The organism is Celeribacter baekdonensis (assembly GCF_003047105.1).
Taxonomy (GTDB): domain Bacteria; phylum Pseudomonadota; class Alphaproteobacteria; order Rhodobacterales; family Rhodobacteraceae; genus Celeribacter; species Celeribacter baekdonensis_B.
In genome coordinates this window covers 675,496-694,305 of the sequence record NZ_CP028475.1, presented here as the reverse complement: position 1 = coordinate 694,305, position 18,810 = coordinate 675,496, and the positions used below count along the sequence as shown (strand labels likewise).

Below are 18,810 nucleotides of genomic sequence, written 5' to 3'. Positions count from 1 at the left end.
TGTCCATAACCGCGCAGAGGAAAAGGGCCGAAACGCGATGGTTCCGGCCCTTATTGACTTGAAACTTATGTGGGCGGTGACGGCCCGAATGCGCTCTTATGCGTCGTCGCCCTCGTCATCGACGATGTCGTCATGGGAAAACTCCGCGCCCAGATCAAAATCCAACCCATGCGCCGCACGGATTTTATCTTCGATCTCAAGAGCGATGTGGGGATTTTCCTTCAGGAAGCGTTTGGCGTTTTCACGGCCCTGCCCCACGCGCTCATCGCCGTAGGAGAACCACGCGCCGGATTTATCGACCACGCCCGCTTTCACGCCCAGGTCCAAAAGTTCGCCGGTTTTGGAAATGCCTTCGCCATACATGATGTCGAATTCCACCTGTTTGAACGGCGGAGCGACTTTGTTTTTGACGACTTTGACACGGGTTTCAGAGCCGACCACCTCGTCACGGTCCTTGATCGCGCCAATGCGGCGAATGTCCAGACGCACGGAAGAGTAGAATTTCAACGCGTTGCCGCCGGTTGTGGTTTCGGGCGATCCGAACATCACACCGATTTTCATACGGATTTGGTTGATGAAAATCACGGTGCATTTGGAGCGCGAGATTGAGCCGGTGAGTTTGCGCATCGCCTGAGACATCAAACGCGCGTGTACGCCAACCGAGCTGTCGCCCATGTCACCTTCAAGTTCAGATTTCGGCGTCAAGGCCGCAACCGAGTCGACCACCACAAGGCTCACCGCGCCAGAACGCACCAAAGTGTCCACGATTTCAAGCGCTTGCTCGCCTGTATCTGGCTGAGAAATCAGCAGCTCGTCCAGATTCACACCCAGCTTGCGGGCATAGATCGGGTCAAGCGCGTGTTCGGCATCAACAAAAGCGCAGACGCCGTTTTTCTTTTGCTCTTCAGCGACACAATGCAGCGTCAGAGTGGTTTTACCCGAGCTTTCCGGGCCGTAAATCTCAACGATCCGGCCTTTCGGAATGCCACCAATGCCAAGCGCGATGTCCAGACCAAGCGACCCCGTCGAGGTGGATTCAATCTCTTGCACCGGGTTGTCCGCGCCGAGACGCATGATCGAGCCCTTGCCAAATTGCCGCTCAATTTGCGCCAGCGCACTGTCGAGTGCCTTTTGCTTTTCGCCATCTTTTTTGGTCATGTTCGCCGCCGTAGCCATTGTTCACTTCCTTATTTCACACCTGATCTCGCGCGGCAACGGGTGCAAATCTGTCACCTCATGCGGCGGTCTGGGGACTGTTCTTGTTCGCCTCTTGTTCTCACGGACACTTATGGGGACAAAAAGAGAACATTTCAACTCAATTCTTAACATTCCAAGCCTAAAGATAAAATGCACCGCCAATATTTAACAAACCGTTTACCATGACAGAGACGCTGAAAATAATGTCACTCAGTGAATAAGCGTTTGTTTGAAAATGATTTTTTCGAAAGGCTCAAAGGAACAGCCCCTCACCTCTTAGTAAAACTGTGCCTGAACGGTCGCGGTCAATTCCGACAGAGAGAACGGTTTGGGCAAAAACACCGAATTGGGGATGCGCGCCTGCTGTTCGGTGAAATGGTCTTCGGCATAGCCTGAGACGAACACCACTTTCACGTCGGGCCGGGTTTTGAGCGCCTCCGAGACCCAGCTCGGCCCATCCATCCCCGGCATGATCACATCAGAGACAAACACATCAATGTGCAGGCTGCTGTCTTCGAGTGTGTCCAATGCCTCTTCGGCATTTTCCGCCTCAATCACCGTATAGCCCCGCAACCGCAAAGCGCGCGAAGCAAAGGCGCGCACGGGTGCTTCGTCTTCGACCAAAAGAATCACACCAGAACCACGCTCGTTGGACACCGTCGCATCTGGGATCGGTTTGTTTGCGGCCTCGACCACCGCCTCGGCCCGAGCGGTATGCGCCGGCAGAAAGATGGTAAAGGCGGTGCCGGAACCAACAACGGAGTCCAAAAAGATAAAGCCCCCGGTTTGTTTGATGATCCCGTAGGCGGTGGACAGGCCAAGACCAGTGCCCTCGCCCGTGCGTTTGGTGGTGAAAAACGGCTCGAACACTTTTTGCAACCGCTCCGGCGGAATACCCACGCCTTGGTCCGTGACGCTGACCACAACATATTCGCCCGCAGGCACCGTGGCCCGATCTCGGGTAAAGGCTTGGCGCAGCACTTCGTTACGGGTTTCGACCTTGATCTCGCCGCCTGACGGCATGGCATCGCGCGCGTTGACCACGAGATTCATGATCACCTGTTCGAGTTGACGTTTATCGACCCGGATCGGCAACAGGCCCGCGTCATGGCTAAGGGTGAGGGTCACTTTCTCTCCCACCAACCGATTCAGCAAATGGGTGAGATCAGACAGGGTATCGCGCAGGTCGATCACCTCGGGCTTAAGGGTCTGTTTGCGCGAAAACGCCAACAATTGGCCGACCAAAGAAGCGGCTCGGTTGGCGTTCTGATGGATTTGCACCAGATCGCCATAGTCGGGATCGGATTTGTCATGACGCAGCAGCAAAAGGTCACAATGGCCCGAAATGGCCGTCAACAGGTTGTTGAAATCATGCGCGACACCGCCCGCCAATTGGCCGATGGCCTGCATTTTCTGGCTTTGGACAAATTGCGCCTCAAGCGATTTGAGCTCGGTGGCATCTGAGAGCACCGCGATCAATTCAATCTCATCGCTCGCCCCCTCCACCCGGCTCAGGGTGATTTGCAAAAACGTATCGTTTTGTGGCCGTGCGGCGCGGACAAATTCCGGTTTGCGCGCCCGTGCCATGGCGACATCTGTGACCCAATCCTGAACAGGCCGCCCCAGCCCTTCGACCAGATCGCCGAGGCTGAGTTGATCATGGGCCATGATGGACAAAAGTTCGCGCGCCGGTCGGTTGGATTGCAAAATGCGACCATCGACAGAGACTTTCAAAAGCGCAACAGGCAGCGCATCGAACGCATCCCATTCGCCCACAGAAGGGGTCTTTTCCGGCAAAAAATACACTTCTTTACGGCCAGACCCGCCCGTTTCAAACTGGGCGACACGGGCATAGACGCGACCTTGGGTGCCGGACAAAACATGCACATCGCCATGGCGCAGCGGCAGGTCGGTCACGACCCGATCCAAGGTCTTTTCACGATGGCCGATCAGGCGACGCATGGCCTCGTTCATGAACAAGACCGCGCTGTTTTTGCTCAGGGTCATCATCGGAAGCGCCAAGGCTTCGCCGTCCAAGGTGCTGCCCCTTTCGGCCATATCCTCCAAGCGCCATAAAAACCCATCCTCCCCGATCATATGGACACCCAGGCGCACGTGGCCATGGCGCATCACCACATCTTCACGCGCGCCGCCTTTGGCCAAAGCACGCGATTGCAGCCGCGCCAAAGTGGTGGCAGGGGCGGCAAACAAATCCTCAAGCGCGGTCAAAAGCGTCTCTCCGCCGCGCCCGCCAAACCGTTTGATGGCCGCAGGATTTTCATAGCCGATCACCCCATCAAGATCTGTGGTGAAACAGGGTGCCGCATCATTGGCCACAAATTGCGACAGGGCGTTGTGCACCCGCTTGCGCGCAGAGCCGCGCAGATATGTCAGCGCCCACACAAGAATGGCAGCCCATAGCAAAACGGCCCCAGTGCCAAACGCCAAAAGACCAAAGCGTGGCAGCGGCAAGACCAACGCCCCGCCACAGAGCAAAAGCCCCGCGAGACCAAGGGCCATACTATAGGGAGCAAGGCGCTCGGCCTGTTTCGACAATGGGCCTGCTGTCATACTGACACTCGTCACAAATCCCCCCTTGTCGTGCGGTGCACGCAATTACCTACGTGCGGTGCACGCAATTCTAAACGTGCGGTGCACGCAATGACCTACGTGCTTAACACGCTGTTTTTGGAGCAAATTGCCCCCAGACGATCCAAAGGACCGGTTCAATCCCGATCCGCTCCCCTCTTGTGCGATGAATTGGTTAATGACGCTTTAAGAGCGGAGGTAGGGAGGAGGATAGACGTCGAAAAACTATCGGTAAAGTTGTATTGTTAACCTTCACCGCTCCTAATGAGGGTTTTTAAAAGTCAATTCAGAGCCAAACAATGGGTCAGAGAACAACAGCACGCTGAAACACCGCGATGAAAAATCCGTCACCGCCCTCAAGCGGGCTGACATGCCGGCTCATACGCAGGGAGAATTCGGGGTGTCGCGCGGCGAATTTAGCCACTTGGTCGTCGTTTTCGACTTTGAAAAGCGAACAGGTGGCATAGGCCAGATGGCCACCGGGACGCACCCTTGGGGCGACCTCGTCCAAAATATCCGCCTGAATTTGCACCAAATGCGACAGCCGGCTTTCGGTCAGCGCCCATTTGCCCTGAGGGCTGCGTGAAAACGCACCTGAGCCACTACAGGGCACATCGCACAGGATCAGATCATAGGCCTTGGCCAATTCGGATGTGCGGGCCAAAGCGATGTCGATCCCAGCGCGAGATGCGCGGGGGCGATGTCCTGCATCCGCGCGGGATCACTGTCATGGGCGGTCAATTTCACATCCGCACGCGCGCCGATGGCCAAAGCTTTGCCACCGCCACCAGCGCAATAATCCAACACAGATTGGCCAGGTTCCAGCGGCAAAACATCAAGGATCGCCTGAGATCCTACGTCCTGAATCTCGACCAACCCTGTGAGATAGGCCTGCGAACGGGCCACGGCGCGGGCGTTGCGAGTGACTTTAAGCGCCGTGTCACACAGAGGATGCGGCACGGCGTCGATGTCGTCCTTTTGCAAAGCCTCACGGGCCGCGTCCAAACTGGCTTTGCGCGGGTTTACCCGCAAAAACACGTCGGAGCGGTGGCGCAACAGCTCAAGGGCTGCATCCGCATCAGTGCCCAAAGTGGCGTCATACAACGGCAAAAGCCAGTCCGGGCAATCCAAGCGCACGCCGCGCGGTGCGGTTTCAAGCGGCGCAGGATGTTCGCGTTCGCCCTCGTGCAAGGGACGTGGAGCAAAACGATCGGTGCAAAACAACGTGTCGGGATCGGTGCCCGCCGCGCGCAACGCGCCCAGGATCAATTGCCGACCAGAGGGCCGATCGCCCGCCCCACCGAGCCACGCGTAAGAGCGCATGCAACGGATCGCATCAAACACCAGATCACGGATCGCGGCACGGTCTTTCGAGCCAGCGTAGCGATGCCCGCGCGCCCATGTTGTCAGAACCCGTTCGGCATTTTCGCCGACAAGCACGTCATCCAAAATTTCAATGGCAGCGGAAAGGCGAGCGGCTGGTGTCATGATCTAGCGAAAACATGTTCCAAATGAAAAAGCAACGGGGACGTGCCGCAATTTGCGCCAAGCCCCCGTTTGATCGTCTCGAAAACCGCCTCAGCCGACGCGGTAATTCGGGCTTTCGCGGGTGATTTGCACGTCGTGGACATGGCTTTCTTTCAGGCCCGCGCCGGTGATTTTGACGAAACCACAATTTTTGCGCATCTCAGCCACAGTGGCACAGCCTGTGTAGCCCATGGCCGCGCGCAAGCCGCCAACCATTTGGTGGATCACCGCGCCCGCCGGGCCTTTGTAGGCCACCTGGCCTTCGATGCCCTCAGGCACGAGTTTGTCGGAGGCCGCGTCTTTTTGGAAATACCGATCCGCTGAACCGCGCGCCATCGCACCCAAGGAGCCCATGCCACGATAGGCTTTGTAAGAGCGGCCTTGATACAAGATCACTTCGCCGGGGCTCTCGTCCGTGCCCGCAATCATCGACCCGACCATGGCCACCGAGGCCCCCGCCGCGATGGCTTTGGCAAAATCGCCAGAGAATTTGATGCCGCCATCCGCGATCACGGGCACATCGCCCGCCGCCTTGGCGCAATCCATGATGGCGGTCAGTTGTGGCACACCCACGCCCGCGACCATCCGGGTGGTGCAGATCGAGCCCGGACCAATGCCGACCTTCACCGCATCCGCACCCGCCGAAATCAGCGCCTGAGTGGCCGCACCTGTGGCAACGTTGCCTGCGATGACCTGAACGTCTTCGCGGTAGTTTTTCAGCCGCTCAACAGCCATCGCCACGCCTTCAGAGTGACCATGCGCGGTGTCGATGACGATGAGGTCACAGCCCGCATCAATCAGCGCCACAGAGCGCTCAAAACCCTCGTTGCCCACGGTGGTCGCGGCACCAACGCGCAACCGGCCAAGATCATCTTTGCACGCAGAGGGGTGCAGCACGGCTTGTTCGGTGTCTTTGAGGGTCAACAGCCCGGTCAGGTGCCCATTGGCATCGGTGACCAGGAGTTTCTCGATCCGGCGCGCTTTCATCAGTGAAATCGCCTCGTCGCGATCAGCGGGTTCGTGCAGGATCGCAAGATTGTCGGAACTCATCACTTGCGACACCGGCGTGTCATCTGAGGTGGCAAAGCGCATGTCACGGTTGGTGACAATGCCAACCACGCGGCGATCCGCATCCACCACCGGAAAGCCGGTGAAATTGTATTGCGCGCAGAGCGCCTTGGCATCGGCGATGGTTTGATTGGCGGTCAGGGTGATCGGGTTATACACGATCCCGCTTTCAAAGCGTTTGACCCGGCGCACTTCGTCGGATTGCCGTTTGATGTCGAGGTTGCGGTGAATGACACCGATCCCGCCCATCTGGGCCATGGCGATGGCCATGCGGCCTTCGGTGACCGTGTCCATGGCTGAGGACATCAAAGGGATGTTCAACCGGATTGATTTGGTGACAAATGTCCCTGTGTCTGCCGTTGAGGGCAGGACAGAACTGGCCGCAGGAACCAGCAAAACATCATCAAAGGTAAGGGCCTCGCGAATCTCCATCGGGTCTCTCCATGGGGGATACGGTTTGGCACGTCCCTATTACATGGATGCCCCCCTATGGAAAGGGCGTTTTGCCGTTTTTCGTGACGCATCACGCAATATTTAGGGCCGCACTCCGGTTGGAGGCGGCCCTATAGCGTCAATTTTAAAGCTGTTGCGATCTCAAACAGAGGCCGCGTTGGTGGCTTTGGAGAGTTTGCCTTTGGTCCAAATCTGCATGATTTTGGCGGCGATATAGACGATCACCAATGTGGCCGCGACCAATTCCAAACCGCCAATCACGCGAAACGGCAGGGGCGCGAGTGTGGCCGCCGCAAACATCAGATTGGCAAAAGCGGCCAAGGGAAAGGTGAAGGCCCCCCAAAGCGCCGAGAAGTCGCCTTTGGTCAAATATCGGATCGCCAAAAGGGCGACACCAAGGGCCGTCACCCCGACCCAAGCAAAGGCCAAGGCCAGAGTGGTATAGCCCAAAAGCGTTGCAACGATGCCAAAAAGCGAGATCGGCGACAGGTGAATGGCCAAGAGCGGGCGCAAGGGCGGCGGCACGTCGGATTTGGCGAATTGCACGGCGGAGATCACATAGATCGCGGCGGCAATGGGCAAGGTGGTGGCAAAAATGAAGTGCGACAGCCCCGTCCAGCCCAAGGGCACGGCGGCAACCGGCGCGATGATAAAGCCGACAAAGGTCAGGTGCCACACAGGTGTGACCCGGCGTTGCTCAACCGGGCCAAGCGCAAAGGAGCGGATGGTCAACAGCGCCACGATGACTTGGGCCGCCAGAGCCAAGACCAAGACAGTTTTGGCAAGCGCGACCGAATAGGGCACAAGCACAGCCGCAAACAAAAACCCGCTCGCCGCCCCGGCGGACAACCCGGCCCGCCCCGGCAAGATGCGCAAATCATCGGCCACAACGCCCGGACGGCGCACGACTTTGGCGAAATAGGCGACCAGGGCGAAAACATACAAAAGCGACACCGCGCCCAAGATCATTTCACCGATCCACTCAGGCGCAGGCATGACTTTGGCCGCAGCGCGCCAAGCAAGGCCAAGGCCCAAAAGCCCCAAGATCGGAGGGAAAATCGCCGGAGGCGTGGCGCGCCAAATGCCTTTGGGGGCCGTGTTGAACGGTTTGGGCATAATGCGGGGCGGAGTTTGCGACATGTTCGGGCCTTTCGCGCAAGTATTGCAGGGGATGAATACCACCCCGCCCGGCTCAGAGGAAGCTCTTGCGCAGCGCCGTGTTGTCGCGGGCCAGAGAGGCGGCTGTGACCACGGCCCCCCAAGGAAAAGGACAGCCCACGGGGGACTGCCCTTTGCCACATGTTCGATGGCTTAATCTTTGGGGCGCATACTCAGGCCATCGGCGAAAAGATGGACCTTTGAGGGATCGGCGGTGAGTTTGACCTCGGTGCCGCGCAGATTGTTGTGGATGCCCGGAAGTTTCGCGATCAACGGCTCCTGACCGCGTTCGGGTACGAAATACAGCAAGGTCACCTCGCCCAGGGCCTCAATGATATCCACCGTGCCGTTCAAGATCGCCAATTCATCCGTCAGCACCATGTCCTCAGGCCGCACGCCGACATTGACCCGGCGCCCCATGTCTGAGGCTTGGGTCGGAATCGCGGAAATGGCAATGCCTTCACCGTCGAGCTTGACCTTAGTTTGCGTCCCCGTCTCGATGATCTCGCCGGGCAAAAGATTCATCGACGGAGAGCCGATGAATTGTGCGACGAATTCATTGTCGGGGCGCTCATAAAGATCAAGGGGCGAACCGACCTGTGCGATGCCTTTGTTGGCCAACACCACAATGCGGTCGGCCAGCGTCATCGCCTCAACCTGGTCGTGGGTGACATAGACCATGGTGCTGTCAGGCATCGACTCTTTGAGCTGAGCGATCTCCAACCGGGTGGCGACCCGCAGAGCGGCGTCCAAGTTGGAAAGCGGTTCGTCAAACAGATAGACCTTTGGGTCGCGCACGATGGCGCGACCGATGGCGACCCGCTGACGTTGCCCGCCCGAGAGTGCTTTTGGCAAACGATCCAGATAGTCGTCGAGTTGTAGAATTTTCGCGGCTTTGCTCACCGCCGCGTCAATCTCTTGTTTCGATTTTTTGGCGATTTTCAACGAAAACGCCATATTATCATAGACCGTCATATGCGGATAAAGCGCATAGGATTGAAACACCATGGCAATGCCGCGTTGCGCGGGCGGCACATCGTTCATCCGTTCGCCGTCAATCTCAAACGTACCGCCGGAAATTTTTTCCAAGCCCGCAATCATCCGCAAAAGCGTGGATTTGCCACAGCCCGACGGGCCAACAAACACGATCAACTCGCCGGTTTTAATGTCGAGATTGATGTCCTTGAGGACTTCGACTTTACCGCCATAGGTCTTGGCGACATTCTCCAGTTTCAGATCTGCCATAGTCTCTCTCCCCTCGCCCCTTAGATGTTTTCGCGCAGCATGATTGCCGGTTGCCACGGTCCAAGATGCAGTTTTCCGTCCTCCATCGGCGAGGCGGAATTCAATTCGCTGCCGACCTGATACCAATCGCCCTTTGGTGTCTCCAACGTGGCCGGTTGATCCGACAGGTTGAAGGCACAAAACAGCTCTTCTTCATCATTCTTGCGGGTGAAGATCAAACAGGTGCCCTCAACCCGCATATCCACCATATCGCCGGTTTTGAGCGCCTGATGCGCATGGCGAAAGGCAATCGCGCGCCGGTAGTGATGCAGCAAGGCACCCGGCTCTTCCTCCGATTGCGCCACAGACAATGGCAAGTGGTCGGCACTCACCGGCAACCATGTTTGTCCAGAGTTGGAAAAACCGCCGTGATGGTTCGAGCGTTCCCACACCATCGGCGTGCGGCACCCATCTCGGCCTTTGAAATCCGGCCAAAATTGGATGCCATAAGGGTCTTGCAGGTCTTCAAAGGCCAATTCCGCCTCCGGCAACCCCAACTCTTCGCCCTGATAAATACAGGCCGAGCCGCGCAGACACATCATCAATGTGGTAAAGGCGCGTGCGCCCGCCGCGCTGAGCTTCCAACGCGTTACGTGACGCACCACATCGTGGTTGGAATAGGCCCAACAGGCCCAGCCATCTTCAGCCACTGCGTTGAAATGATCCATCACCTCTTTGATATAGGACGGCGACGGCGTGTCCCCCGACAACAGCTCAAACGCGTAACACATATGCATGAGATCATTGCCCTTGGTGTATTCACCAAGGATCTCCATCCCGCGTTGATCATCGCCAACCTCGCCCACGGCGGCCGCATTATGGGGCTCCATCACTGCGCGCAGCTTGCGCAAGAACACAAGGTTCTCAGGCCGCGATTTGTCATAGATGTGGTTTTGCCAGGTGTAGGGGTTCACTGCCGGGGCGGTTTTGGACTGGCGCTCCTCCGGTTTGAGCGGCGGGTTGTCACGCAGCTCGGCGTCATGGGTGTAAAAGTTGATCGTGTCCAAACGGAACCCGTCCACCCCGCGCTGTAACCAAAACTCGGCCACGTCCAAAAGCGCGTCTTGCACTTGCGGTTCGTGGAAATTCAAATCCGGCTGTGAGGTCAGGAAGTTGTGCAGGAAATACTGCATCCGCCCGGCGTCCCATTGCCAGGCAGATCCGCCAAAGATCGACAGCCAGTTGTTCGGCGGTGTGCCGTCGGGTTTGGCATCGGCCCAGACGTACCAATTGGCTTTGTCATTGTCATGCGAGCTGCGGCTTTCCTTGAACCACGGGTGTTGATCAGAGGTGTGCGACAGCACGAGGTCGATCAGAACCTTGACGCCATATTGATGCGCGGTGTCGATCAGCGCGTCGAAATCGGACAGGTGACCAAACATCGGGTCAACGTCGCAGTAATCCGAGACATCATAGCCGAAATCCTTCATCGGCGAGGTGAAAAACGGCGAAATCCAGATCGCGTCAACACCAAGCGAGGCGATATAGGGCAAACGTTGGACAATGCCCAACAGGTCGCCAATACCGTCGCCGTTGCTGTCCTGGTAGGAGCGCGGATAGATCTGGTAGATCACAGCGCCGCGCCACCAATCCTTTTCACGCGTAAAAGGTTTCATCGGGGAGGAGGAGATAACATTCATGCGAGATGCTCTTTGATTATTTTACAGACCCGGCCAGCAGGCCGCGGACGAGATATTTTTGCATAAAGAAGAAGACAGTCAGTGGCACAGCGATCGACACGAAGGCCGCGGTGGCCAGGATTTCCCAATTGCCGCCACGTGTGCCCAAAAGCTCGACGATTTGGCGGGTCATCACCGTGGTGTCGCCGGAGCTGTCGATCAGGAACACAAGAGCGACCAAAAGGTCATTCCACGTCCACAAGAATTGGAAGATCGCGAAAGACGCCAGCGCCGGGAAGGACAGCGGCAGGATGATTTTGGTGAAAATCTGAAAATCCGTCGCACCATCCACACGGGCGTTCTCGATGATGTCTTTCGGCAAACCGACCATGTAATTGCGCAACAGGTAGATCGCCAGAGGCAGACCAAATCCCGTATGCGCCATCCAAACGCCAAGATAGCCTTTGGAGGACACAACCTCACCTGGTGCAAACCCCAAAAGCCGCCCAAGACCGTTGACGGTGGCAAAGCGGCGTAGGTTTTCGGGGTCCGGCGTGCCCAAAAAGGCAATCGTCGCCTCCACCACTGCGCCGTGAAAACTGAGCAATGGAATGAGCGCCAGTTGCAAAGGCACCACCAGCAACGCCACCACAGCCGCAATCAACAACGCGCGGCCCGGGAAATCCATCCACGCCAACGCATAGGCGGCAAAGGCCGCGATCAAAATCGGAATGACCGTCGCCGGGATCGTCACCGTGAAGGTGTTGAGAAAGGCCTTGCCCATATTGTCGGTGGTTTTGCCGGAAAACAGCACGGTTTTGTAGTTTTCAAGCGTGAAAGTTGGCGGCGTTTTGGCGGTCAAAAACACGCGCTCCCCCGCGACCCGGTGAATTCCGTCTCGCTGAGCAAGGTGTAATCGCCGTTTTCCGCAACGGTCAATTGACCATCTTTGCCCAAATCGGCGGTGTCCCCGGCCTTATAGGCGCTGATGTCGCGCGAAGACGTGCCCCAAACGGAGACCGTGCCAATCGGCAGGCCGTCCTGTTCAAACAGGTTGCCTTCGATCACATAGGCGCCGTCGATCTGTTGCTGTTTTTCCGGGTCGGAGGTGCGGATCATCACATTCTGTTCTTGTGGGAACAGGGCTTTCCACCAGCCGGAGCCGGAAATCTGATCCGCCGAACGGAATGACGAGACCAAAAGCCCCACGGTCGGGAACATCCAAAGAAAGACCAGTATCGCCACAGAGATGTGGACGGCCCAGGTCAAGGAGGACTTTTTGCCGGCAATATTATCCATCGGTCCGATCCTTTATTTCATTTCTTTGCGGGCGTTGTAGACGTTCCACACCAAGATCGGCGTGACCAAAAGCATGATCACCATCGCGGCGGCGGAGCCCACACCCCAATCATTGGCACGGAACAATTTGTCATACATGTAGTTGGCCAAAACTTGGGTTTCCCATTGGCCGTTGGTCATCGCGAAGACGATGTCAAAGACCTTGAGCACAGTGATGGTGATTGTCGTCCAGACCACCACAATCGTGCCCATGATTTGCGGGATTTTGATTTTGAAAAAGATCTGAAACGGGTTGGCGCCATCAACAATCGCGGCCTCAATGGTTTCTTCCGGTACACCGCGCAGGGCGGCGGACAGGATCACCATGGCAAAGCCGGTTTGAATCCAAACGAGCACCACCATCAGGAAAAAGTTGTTCCAAAACGGCAGGGTCAAAAACGTATGCGGCTCACCGCCCAAGGCGACCAAAACCGCGTTGAGAATACCGATCTGTTCGGTGCCCAAGGGGCGGGCGTCATAGACCAGTTTCCAAATCACTGCCGCGCCGACAAAAGAGATCGCCATTGGCATGAAAATCAAAGACTTGGCAATCGCCCCCCAGCGGATGCGATCGGTCAGTTGCGCCACCAAAAGCCCCATCGCAGTGGAGACGGCGGGCACAACCAAAAGCCACAAGGCGTTGTTGCGCATCGCTTCCCAGAATTTCGGGTCGATCGACATTTTGCGATAGTTTTCAAGCCCAATAAACGCCCCGCCCATGTCGCGATCCGTCAGCGAGAGACGTAGCGTTTCGACCACCGGATAGGCCAAATAGAGACCGAGGGCGGCAACGGCCGGAAACAGAAACAACCAAGGTCGGATCAAATTGGCGCGGTTGATGTTACGACCAGCGTGCGGACCACGGGCCGGAAAAATCACTTTGTCCAAGATGACATTGGAGAAATAGAAATAGCCGATGCAGGCGCTGACGCCGATCACAATGGTCAACAGACCTTGTAGTGCTGGATGCATGTGCCCCTCCTTTTGCTTTGAGAGCCTCGTTGAGCTCCAAATCTGTCGTGTCACAGCACGGCGCGCTGCTCTTCACTCATGGTTCACCTCTGAGGTCGATGGCTCTCTTCATCGAACACGAAACGGCGATTTTGCGCAACTGGTGCACGTCGTCTGCCGCGGCATTTACAACCGTAACAGGAATTCTGCGTCTTGCGCTCAGAAATCTGGGGATGCGGAAATCTGTTTCCGGGGCCATGAAAACGGATTGCGGATCATCCCTCCCTGTTGCCTGACCTGTCAGAAAGACACAAAGAAGCGTGCAAGAACGGGGGCGACCCGAGGCAAAACACCGCCCCGGATCATCCCAATTGTCTGATTATTTCAGAGCATCCCAAGAGGCCTGAATGTCATCCGCCACATCTTCGGCAGATTTGCCACCGGCGTAGTTGACCATTTCGGTCCAGAACGAGCCTGCACCCACGCCACCCGGCATCAGATCAGAGCCGTCAAAGCGGAAGGTTGTCGCATTGAGCAAGATCTCGTTCATCGCAGCCGTCGGCGCATCGCCGAATTTCGACGTGTCCACGCCTTTATGCGGCGTCAGGAAGCCACTTTGAGACATCCAGGCTTCGTGCGCTTCAGGGGTCTCAAGGAACTTGATGAACTCTTGTGCCGCCGGGCTGTCGCTGGTGATGGCCCATAAGGTGCCAGCGCCCAAAACAGGTTTGCCGAGGTCTTTTTCAGCATAGGCCGGGAAGTAGAAGAAATCCGCATCTTCGCCGACAACCGTTCCTTCAGGGAAGAAGGCCGGGATGAAGGACGCCTGACGGTGCATGTAGCACTGTGGCGGCGAGGTGAAGAGGCCTTTCGGACTGTCGCGGAAGTCGGTCGAGGCCACCGCCCCTGCCCCACCAGACACATAAGCGTCATTGCGGGCAAACCAGCCGAATTCTTTGATCGCGTCAACGATGCGCGGATCGTTGAACGGGATCGAGTTGTCGACCCAACCGTCATAGACGTCCGGGGTTTGAGTGCGCAGCAACAGGTCTTCGACCCAATCGGTCGCGGGCCAGCCGGTCGCACCGCCAGATCCCAGACCAATGCACCACGGCGTTTCGCCATCGGCAACGATTTGGTCTGTCAGGGCTTTGAGCTCTTCCATCGAGGTCGGGATGTCATATCCCGCATCTTCAAAATTTTCCGGCACATACCAGACCAGAGATTTCAAATCGACCTTATAGAAAAAGCCATAAAGCGCATCGTTGCCGTCAGGGCCTGCGTAAGTGCCCAGATCAATCCACGATTGACCCGCCGCGTAATTCTCTTTCACCCACTCTTCGGTGCCTGCGGGCAACGGTGTGAGGAAGCCGCGTTTGGCCATATCTGCCGCAAGACCCGGCTGTGGGAACACAGCGACGTTCGGGGCCGACCCGGCTTCGGCGTCGATCATAATTTGTTGTTCAAAACTGTCAGACCCAACATAGCGCACATCCGCGCCGGTCTTTTCTTCAAAAATGGCAAGCACTTTTTCGACCATCTCTTGGTCGGCACCGATCCAAGGGCCCGCAATCGTCAATTGTTGGCCAGCAAGGTCTTGTGCCTGCGCCGCGCCCGCGAGCAAAGCCAGTGTGGCCGCCCCCGTAAGAAGTGTCTTTTTCATGTAAACCTCCCAGTTTTCATACCCCGACATGGGCATACAAAGCCTAGCGCTATCAGGTGAGAAATCAAACAGATTCCCACCACCCAAAGCGCTTTGACATGTTGTATGATTCCCTCAAGTCACCCTAAGAGTCAATGACAACGATCAAACCTTTCGGACTTCACTGTCCGAAAATACCCCGTATAAGGTTTCCCTTACGGCAGATATCTGATGTGGCGTCATAAAATTGACCAATGGCACACCGGATCACTGCGCATCATCGCTTTACCTGTGACCCAAGAACCGTCTAGCGTGGTCCTCAACCCACCAAACACGACAAAGAAAATGGATGCCCCATGAACCTCAAAGAGCTTTCAGAACTGCTTGGCCTGTCTCAGACAACCGTGTCACGCGCTCTGAACGGCTACCCCGAGGTCTCAGAGAAAACCCGTAAAAAGGTCGAAGCCGCAGCCAAACAGCACAATTACACCCCCAACACACGGGCCCGGGGTCTGGCCACCGGGCGCAACCATGCGGTGGGCCATGTGATTCCCCTCTCTACCGAACATGAGGTGGTGAACCCGGTTTTCACCGATTTTATCGCCGGGGCCTCAGAGGTCTATTCGCGCGAAAACTACGACATGCATTTGACGGTCGTGCCCGATTCCTCTGAATCAGATGCATACCGCAAAATCGCCGCCAAAGGCTCGGTCGATGGCGTCATCGTGCATGGACCGAAAGACGACGACCCGCGCATCAAACTGTTGCGCGAGATTGGCATGCCTTTTGTCGTGCATGGCCGATCTGGCTCCACCGATGAACAGCAATATTCCTGGGTCGATATGAACAACACCCGCGCGTTTGAACGCGCCACCCAGTTTCTACTGGATCTCGGCCATCGGCGCATCGGCCTTTTGAACGGCTTGGAAACCATGGATTTCGCCGCCAAACGACGCATTGGCTATCGTGCGGCACTTGAACAGGCCGGGGTATCCGAGGACAACGCCCTCTGTTATTCCTCTGAAATGACAGAGGAATATGGGTTTTCAGCGACGACAAAAATGCTCGCATTGAAGACCCCACCCACCGCTTTGCTGGCCTCATCCATCATTGTCGGCTTTGGTGTGCGCCGCGCGCTTGATGCGGCGGATTTGAAGATCGGCAAAGATGTTTCGCTGATCATCCATGACGATGATCTCTCCTACCTGCGCAACGGCAATAGCGAACCGATTTATACCGCCACCCGATCTTCTGTGCGCCAAGCCGGACGAATTTGCGCCGAGATTTTGATGGAATTGATCGCCAATCCCACGCGCCCAGCGCAACATGTGCTTTTGGATGCAGAACTGATCATCGGCCACACCACCGGCCCCGCACCGAAGATTTAGAACAGGATCGCCTGGCAGGGCATCATGGCCCGCCCGTGTTGCGACAAACATTTTTGCCCAATTCGTCAAAGCGCTTTGACATCCCAGAAACTCAATCTAAAACGTTATAGACGCGACAGAACAGTACTCACCCTGTAGGATGACCGCATCCGCGAACCGACCCGATGCCGTTCTGGTCAGGACACTCAAGACCCCGGAGGACTCCCCATGATGGGCCGCATAAAAACGCCGCAGCTTTTGACCCGAAAAGATTTCCCCAACGACTTTATATTTGGAGCCGCCACGGCCGCGTATCAGGTCGAAGGCCATCAATTCGGCGGCGCGGGGTCGACCCATTGGGACACGTTTGCCGCCACGCCGGGCAATGTGATCAATGCGGAGGACGGCGCGACAGCCTGTGATCAATATCATCGCTATGGTGAGGATATGGATCTCTTGCAGGCCGGACATTTCGACGCTTACCGGTTTTCGACAAGCTGGGCGCGGGTGCTGCCCGAGGGGCGAGGACAGGTCAACCAAGAGGGCTTGGATTATTACGACCGCCTCACCGATGCCATTTTGGAACGAGGATTGCAGCCGCATCAGACGCTTTATCATTGGGAAATGCCGTCGGCTTTGGCCGATTTAGGCGGCTGGACCCACCCGGATGTGCACAATTGGTTTGGCGATTATGTTGAGATCATCGACGCCAAAATCGGAGACAGGATGACCTCGATCGCCACGATCAACGAACCCTGGTGCGTCGCCTACCTGTCGCATTTTATCGGCGCTCATGCCCCCGGCCAACGGGACATCCGTGCCACCTCCCGCGCCATGCACCATATTCTAAAGGCCCATGGCGAGGCGATGACCCGGCTGCGCGCCAAGGGGCGGGACAATTTGGGGATCGTGTTGAATTTCGAATACCCCACCCCTGCGACGGACACCCCCGAGGACATCAAAGCCGCAGCCGTTCAGGACGCGATCTACAACCGTTGGTTCATCGAAGCGATCACCAAAGGCACCTACCCCGCTGAGGCGCTCAACGGCTTTGCCCCGCATATGCCAATCGGCTGGGAGGATGATCTCAAGACCTTGATCCATCAACCGCTCGACTGGCTTGGCGTCAATTATTACACCCGCCACATCCACGCTCATGATCCTGAGACCGCATGGCCGCACACCAAAGAGATCGCCGGGCACCGGGCCACCACTCAGATGGGCTGGGAAATTTACCCCGAGGGGCTGCACCATTTCCTGACATGGCTGTCGGAGCGCTATGTCGGCACTCTACCGATTTATGTGACCGAAAATGGCATGGCATGGGAGGATCACGTCCAAAACGGCGTGGTAAAGGACACGGAGCGCTGTGACTTTATCCACGACCACCTTGCCATGATGAAACAGGCGATTGAGGACGGCACAAATCTCAAAGGCTTTTTCTATTGGTCGCTTTTGGACAATTATGAATGGGCGTTTGGCTATGAAAAACGCTTTGGCATCGTTCATGTGGATTTTGAGACATTGCAACGCACACCCAAAGCCTCCTATCACATGTTCAAAGACATCCTGACGCGGAGCTGACCCATGAGCCGACATCCTGCCGACACCCTGACCCTTGTGGCCGATATTGGCGGCACCAACACGCGTGTGGCATTGGCCCATGGGGTCGATCTTTTGCAAGACACGATCCGGCGCTATTCCAACCGCAAGTTCCCCGGTCTGGAAACCGTGTTGCGGCAATATATCGGCGAAGAAGGCGGCGTGGATTGCAAAGGCGCCTGTGTCGCTGTGGCCGGTCCTGTGCGCGATGGCGTTGGCACAATGACCAATCTGGACTGGACCATTGACAGCGACACGCTGCACCGGGCGACGGGCGCAGAACATGTTGCCATCCTCAACGACCTTCAGGCTCAGGGCCACGCTTTAGGCTTTGTCAGTGCCGAAAATATCCGCCCGGTGATTGCCGCCGCCCCTGCCGCGCCTGATGCAGTGCGCCTTGTGGTCGGGGTTGGCACCGGCTTTAACGCAGCACCTGTGTTTGAAACCGGCAAAGGTCGGTATGTGGCCCCGTCTGAATGCGGTCACGCCAATCTACCGATCCGCAATGAACACGAACTTGAGCTGTGCCAATTCGTTGAAACCGCACATGGCTTTCCCGCCGTTGAGGACGTTTTATCCGGTCGTGGGCTGGAACGGGTCTACCTGTTCCTTGGCACGCAAGCGGGAGATGCCCATGAAAAATCCGCAGCCGAAATTATGGCCGGTGTCGAGGATGGCTCTGATCCCCGCGCCATCGAGGCCGCGCGTCTCTTTGTCAAAATCCTCGGCACGGTGGTTGGCAACCTGTCGTTGATCCAACTGCCCTTTGGTGGCGTCTATCTTGTCGGCGGTGTGGCGCGTCACATTGCACCCTATCTTGAGCCATTCGGCTTCTCGGATGCCTTCCGCGACAAGGGTCGTTTTGCCGGTTTCATGAAAAACTTTTCCGTTTCCGTGATCGAAGATGACTACGCCGCCTTGACCGGATGTGCCTCACATTTGAACAATATATACCCGTAAATACCTGTTAAAATTCACAAAAAGGCTCCGAACGTCAAAATTCGGAGCCTTTTTG

Annotated in this window: 11 protein-coding genes and 2 pseudogenes; 3 read left to right on the top strand and 10 right to left on the bottom strand. The window is 56.7% G+C overall.

All coding sequences use genetic code 11. The features are described 5' to 3' along the window. Positions 1-96 precede the first annotated feature (96 nt). From recA to DA792_RS06785, 10 genes and pseudogenes are all read right to left on the bottom strand, one after another. On the bottom strand, positions 97-1,176 hold the full coding sequence (gene recA / locus DA792_RS06830) for a recombinase RecA (protein ID WP_107719253.1): 1,080 nt from the start codon (positions 1,174-1,176) through the stop codon (positions 97-99). A gap of 297 nt (positions 1,177-1,473) precedes the next feature. Further along, positions 1,474-3,768 (bottom strand): ATP-binding protein, encoded by a 2,295-nt coding sequence (locus tag DA792_RS06825; protein WP_107719251.1) that lies wholly within the window; start codon positions 3,766-3,768, stop codon positions 1,474-1,476. Between the two features lie 322 nt (positions 3,769-4,090). After that, a pseudogene (locus DA792_RS06820) lies at positions 4,091-5,274 on the bottom strand (RsmB/NOP family class I SAM-dependent RNA methyltransferase). Between the two features lie 90 nt (positions 5,275-5,364). Continuing rightward, positions 5,365-6,813: an IMP dehydrogenase gene (guaB, locus tag DA792_RS06815; RefSeq protein ID WP_107719248.1), complete on the bottom strand. Its 1,449-nt coding sequence runs from the start codon at positions 6,811-6,813 to the stop codon at positions 5,365-5,367. Positions 6,814-6,975: 162 nt separating this feature from the next. Further along, complete coding sequence (locus DA792_RS06810; RefSeq protein ID WP_107719246.1) at positions 6,976-7,974, bottom strand: tellurium resistance protein; 999 nt, start codon at positions 7,972-7,974, stop codon at positions 6,976-6,978. Between the two features lie 171 nt (positions 7,975-8,145). After that, positions 8,146-9,237, bottom strand: coding sequence for an ABC transporter ATP-binding protein (locus tag DA792_RS06805; RefSeq protein ID WP_107719243.1), 1,092 nt, complete (start codon positions 9,235-9,237; stop codon positions 8,146-8,148). A 20-nt stretch (positions 9,238-9,257) separates the two neighbouring features. After that, complete coding sequence (locus tag DA792_RS06800; protein WP_107719240.1) at positions 9,258-10,916, bottom strand: alpha-glucosidase; 1,659 nt, start codon at positions 10,914-10,916, stop codon at positions 9,258-9,260. Positions 10,917-10,932: 16 nt separating this feature from the next. Further along, positions 10,933-12,194: pseudogene (locus DA792_RS23440) on the bottom strand (carbohydrate ABC transporter permease). Between the two features lie 12 nt (positions 12,195-12,206). Continuing rightward, a complete protein-coding gene (locus DA792_RS06790; RefSeq protein WP_107719238.1) occupies positions 12,207-13,205 on the bottom strand; it encodes a carbohydrate ABC transporter permease in 999 nt (332 codons plus the stop codon). 358 nt (positions 13,206-13,563) lie between these two features. Next, the gene (locus tag DA792_RS06785) at positions 13,564-14,847 is read right to left on the bottom strand and encodes an ABC transporter substrate-binding protein (protein ID WP_107719236.1); all 1,284 of its coding nucleotides are present in this window, start codon (positions 14,845-14,847) and stop codon (positions 13,564-13,566) included. A gap of 335 nt (positions 14,848-15,182) precedes the next feature. On the opposite strand from DA792_RS06785, the gene DA792_RS06780 reads away from it, so the two are divergent. The 3 genes from DA792_RS06780 (at position 15,183) to DA792_RS06770 (ending at position 18,755) form a co-directional block, all read left to right on the top strand. Next, a complete protein-coding gene (locus tag DA792_RS06780; protein WP_107719234.1) occupies positions 15,183-16,214 on the top strand; it encodes a LacI family DNA-binding transcriptional regulator in 1,032 nt (343 codons plus the stop codon). Positions 16,215-16,421: 207 nt separating this feature from the next. Next, a complete protein-coding gene (locus DA792_RS06775; protein WP_107719232.1) occupies positions 16,422-17,777 on the top strand; it encodes a GH1 family beta-glucosidase in 1,356 nt (451 codons plus the stop codon). Between the two features lie 3 nt (positions 17,778-17,780). Then, positions 17,781-18,755 carry a glucokinase gene (locus DA792_RS06770; RefSeq protein ID WP_107719231.1) on the top strand — a complete coding sequence of 325 codons (975 nt, stop codon included), beginning with the start codon at positions 17,781-17,783 and terminating at the stop codon, positions 18,753-18,755. Positions 18,756-18,810 lie beyond the last annotated feature (55 nt).

Bases quoted from the DNA above. Each gene is read 5' to 3' on its own strand.
- recA (WP_107719253.1), bottom strand. From the start codon at position 1,176: ATGGCTACGGCGGCGAACATGACCAAAAAAGATGGCGAAAAGCAAAAG.
- DA792_RS06825 (WP_107719251.1), bottom strand. From the start codon at position 3,768: ATGACAGCAGGCCCATTGTCGAAACAGGCCGAGCGCCTTGCTCCCTAT.
- guaB (WP_107719248.1), bottom strand. From the start codon at position 6,813: ATGGAGATTCGCGAGGCCCTTACCTTTGATGATGTTTTGCTGGTTCCT.
- DA792_RS06810 (WP_107719246.1), bottom strand. From the start codon at position 7,974: ATGTCGCAAACTCCGCCCCGCATTATGCCCAAACCGTTCAACACGGCC.
- DA792_RS06805 (WP_107719243.1), bottom strand. From the start codon at position 9,237: ATGGCAGATCTGAAACTGGAGAATGTCGCCAAGACCTATGGCGGTAAA.
- DA792_RS06800 (WP_107719240.1), bottom strand. From the start codon at position 10,916: ATGAATGTTATCTCCTCCTCCCCGATGAAACCTTTTACGCGTGAAAAG.
- DA792_RS06790 (WP_107719238.1), bottom strand. From the start codon at position 13,205: ATGCATCCAGCACTACAAGGTCTGTTGACCATTGTGATCGGCGTCAGC.
- DA792_RS06785 (WP_107719236.1), bottom strand. From the start codon at position 14,847: ATGAAAAAGACACTTCTTACGGGGGCGGCCACACTGGCTTTGCTCGCG.
- DA792_RS06780 (WP_107719234.1), top strand. From the start codon at position 15,183: ATGAACCTCAAAGAGCTTTCAGAACTGCTTGGCCTGTCTCAGACAACC.
- DA792_RS06775 (WP_107719232.1), top strand. From the start codon at position 16,422: ATGATGGGCCGCATAAAAACGCCGCAGCTTTTGACCCGAAAAGATTTC.
- DA792_RS06770 (WP_107719231.1), top strand. From the start codon at position 17,781: ATGAGCCGACATCCTGCCGACACCCTGACCCTTGTGGCCGATATTGGC.